General features: G+C 64.7%; 1 protein-coding gene. It reads left to right on the top strand.

What is annotated here, in order from left to right; genetic code table 11:
- The coding region (locus AC4OR5_RS30810; RefSeq protein WP_491952859.1) for a condensation domain-containing protein at positions 1 to 3,923 on the top strand (3,923 nt) is incomplete at both ends.

Here is a 3,923-nt window from a genome sequence, read left to right as displayed (position 1 = left end):
AAGGAGGTGGGGGGGGAAATTCCCATTGGTGCACCGATCGCGGGGGTGCGCGCGCGCATCCTCGATGCGGCGGGTGGGGTCTGTCCGGTGGGTTGCCGAGGCGAACTGCTGATCGCCGGCGCCGGCCTGGCGCGTGGCTATCTGGGACGACCTGGGCTGACCGCGGAGCGCTTCGTGCCGGACCCGTACGGCGACGGCGAGCGGATCTACCGTACCGGCGACCTGGCGCGGTTGCGCAGAGACGGGCAGATCGACTATCTCGGTCGCCTGGACCACCAGGTGAAGATCCGGGGTTTCCGTATCGAACTGGGCGAGATCGAGGCGCGCCTGCTGGAGCAGGAGTGCGTGCGCGAAGCGGTGGTGCTGGCCGCCGACGGTGCGAGCGGCCAGCAGTTGCTGGGCTACGTGGTACCGCAGGATGTCGGGGCGCTGGAGGACGAGAAGCGCGGCGCCCTGCGTGAAGTGCTGAAGTCGGCGCTCAAGGCGAGCCTGCCGGAATACATGGTGCCGACCCAGTGGGTGTTCCTGGCGGCGCTGCCGCTGCTGCCCAACGGCAAGCTGGACCGCAAGGCGCTGCCGGCGCCGGAAGCCGGCGACAGCCAGCAGGTCTACGCCGCACCGGAGACGGACCTGGAGCAGCAGCTGGCGGCGATCTGGGCGGAGGTACTGAAGCTGGAGCGGGTCGGGCTGACCGACAACTTCTTCGAGCTGGGCGGAGACTCGATCATCTCCCTGCAGGTGGTGAGCCGAGCTCGCCAGGCGGGTATCCAGTTCACCCCCAAGGATCTGTTCCAGCACCAGACCGTGCAAGGCGTGGCTTCGGTCGCACGCTTCGCGCCGGCGTTAGCGGTCGACCAGGGCCCGGTCAGCGGATCGATGCCGCTGACTCCGGTGCAACGGCGCTTCTTCGCCGAGGCGATTCCCCAGCGCAATCACTGGAACCAGTCTCTGTTGCTGGCGCCGGCAGATTCTCTCGAGCCTGTTCTGTTGAGAGAAGCGTTACAGGCCGTCGTTTCCCGTCATGATGCCTTGCGATTGCGTTTCGACGGCGTGGACGAAGAGTGGCAGGCGGCGTTCGATCCTGCCGCGTGTGCGGAAGATGTGCTATGGGTGCGTCAGTTGGCTGACGGCGACCTTTCGGAGGTCGTCGAGGCGGCACAACGCAGCTTGGATCTGAAACATGGGCCTTTGCTGCGAGTGCTGCTGGCCGATTTGCCCGATGGCAGCCAGCGGCTCTTGCTGGTCGTTCATCACCTGGTGGTGGACGGCGTTTCCTGGCGAATCCTGCTGGAAGACCTGCAACAGGCCTATCAGAGCCTACAGGCTGGACAGGCGCCGAACTTGCCGGCGAAAACCAGTTCGTTCAAGGCTTGGGCCGATCGCCTGAAGGAGCATGCCAGCAGCGAAGCCGTCGAGCGTGAGCTTTGTTATTGGCGACAGGCGCTGGAGGGCGTGAGCACGGATCTGCCTTGCGAGCGTCCCGAAGGTGGCCGTCAGCAAAGGCATGTTGCCCACGCTGATACCCGGTTGCCGCGCGAGACGACCCGTCGCTTGCTGCAGGAGGCGCCAGCAGCCTACCGCACACAGGTCAACGACCTGCTGCTGACAGCGCTGGCACGGGTGGTTTGTCGCTGGAGCGGGCGGGCGGAGGTTCTGGTCCGCCTGGAGGGTCATGGGCGCGAGGACTTGTTCGAGGATATCGACCTGACCCGTACCGTTGGCTGGTTCACCAGCCTCTATCCAGTGCGCCTCAGCCCCCGGCAGAACCTGGCCGACTCGGTCAAGGCCATCAAGGAACAGCTGCGCGCAATTCCTTCCAGGGGGATCGGCTACGGCCTACTGCGCTACCTGGGAAGCGCCGAGGCCCGCAGAACGCTCGAAACGTTGCCGGAAGGCGAGATCGTCTTCAACTATCTAGGCCAGTTCGATGGCAGCTTCGATGAGCAACGCGGATTGTTCGCGCCGGCCCGGGAGGATGGTGGTGCGGTCATGGACGAGCAGGCGCCTCTGGGCGCATTGCTGAGCGTCGACGGGCGGGTCTACGACGGCGAGCTGAGCCTGGGCTGGACCTTCAGCCGGGAAGTGTTCGACGAGCAGACCATACAGGCGCTCGCGGATGAGTACGGACGGGAGCTCCAGACTCTTGTGGAACATTGCTGCCAGGAGCGCAATCGTGGCGTGACACCATCGGACTTTCCCTTGGCGAACCTCGACCAGGCCGGACTTGACGCTTTGCCAGTTCCGGCAGGCGAGATCGCCGACCTCTATCCGCTGTCGCCAATGCAGCAGGGGATGCTTTTCCACTCCCTGTACGAGCAGGGAGGAAGCGACTACGTCAACCAGATGCGAGTGGACGTGGAAGGACTGGACGTCGGGGCTTTCCACCAGGCCTGGTTGGCGACCGTCGCCAGTCACGAGGTGCTGCGGGCCAACATACTGACGGACCTGGAGCGGCCGCTGCAACTGATCCACAAGCAGGTGCGGCTGCCCTTCGAGGTTTTCGACTGGAGTGCGCGAGAGGACCTTGAGCAGGCGCTGGAGTCGTATGCGCAAGACGTGCGGCGCAAGGGGTTCGACCTGACCAGGGAGCCGTTGTTGCGGATCGCGGTTATTCGCGTGGGCGAAGGTCGACATCATCTGGTCTATACGAACCATCACATTCTGATGGACGGCTGGAGTGGCTCGCGCTTGCTCGGCGAGGTGCTGGAGCGGTATGCGGGTCGCTTGCCGGCGTCGCTGGCGGGTCGCTATCGCGACTATATCGCCTGGCTGCAACGTCAGGATCAGGATGCCGCCGGGCGTTTCTGGAAGGAGCAACTCGCCGAGCTCGATGCACCTACGCGGCTGATGCAGGCGCTTGCTGGTCAGGTCAAACCAGTGGCTGATGGTTACGGCGATCACTATCAACTGTTCGACGCGGAGCAGACCCGACGGCTGGATGCCTTTGCCCGCGCCCAACGAGTGACCCTGAACACCCTGGTGCAATCGGCCTGGCTGCTGCTTTTGCAACGCTATACCGGACAGGAAACGGTGTGCTTCGGCGCCACGGTGGCCGGCCGGCCGATGGAGCTATCCGGCATCGAGCAGCAGATCGGGTTGTTCATCAATACCCTGCCGGTCATTTGCCGTCCGCGCGCGGACCTGAGCGTGGGCGATTGGGTCGCCATGGTGCAAGAGCGCAACCTGGCCTTGCGTGAGTATGAGCACACGCCATTGTTCGAGGTGCAGCGTTGGGCCGGACAGGGTGGTGAGTCCTTGTTCGACAGTCTGCTGGTATTCGAGAACTACCCCGTATCGGAGGCCCTGGAACAAGGAGCTCCGGCAGGATTGCGCTTTGGTGAGGTGGTGAGTCGAGAACAGACCAACTACCCGCTGACCCTGGCCGTGAACATGGGCGAGACGCTGACCATCCACTATAGCTACGACCGTTTGCACCTGGATGCGGTCACCGTGGAACGGCTGGCAACCCATTGGCGTAATTTGCTGGAGGCGATCTGCCAGGACGCAAACCGGAGTCTTGGCGAGTTGCCGCTATTGGATCGTTCCGAGCGGGACCTGCTGCTGGCGCGCTGGGACCAGACCGGTGAGGACTATCCGAGCCGGCCGTTCGTCCACCAGTTGGTCGCGGAGCAGGCGCGTCGAGCGCCGGAGGCGATTGCGGTGCTGTTCGGCGAGCAGCGGCTGAGCTATGGCGAACTCGACAGCCAGGCCAACCGCCTGGCCCAGCGCCTGGTGGAACTGGGCGTGGGTCCGGAGGTGCGGGTGGCCATCGCCATGCGCCGTTCGGCGGAGATCATGGTGGCATTCCTGGCCGTACTCAAGGCCGGCGGCGCCTACGTGCCGCTGGACATCGCCTATCCGGCCGAGCGCCTGCGCTACATGCTGGAGGATTGCGGCGCGGCGCTGGTGCTGACCCAGCGCGA

The sequence above is a fragment of the Pseudomonas sp. YA1 genome, from assembly GCF_058680555.1.
Note: the sequence above shows the minus strand (reverse complement) of the source record. Positions and strands in the feature narration are given on the sequence as shown.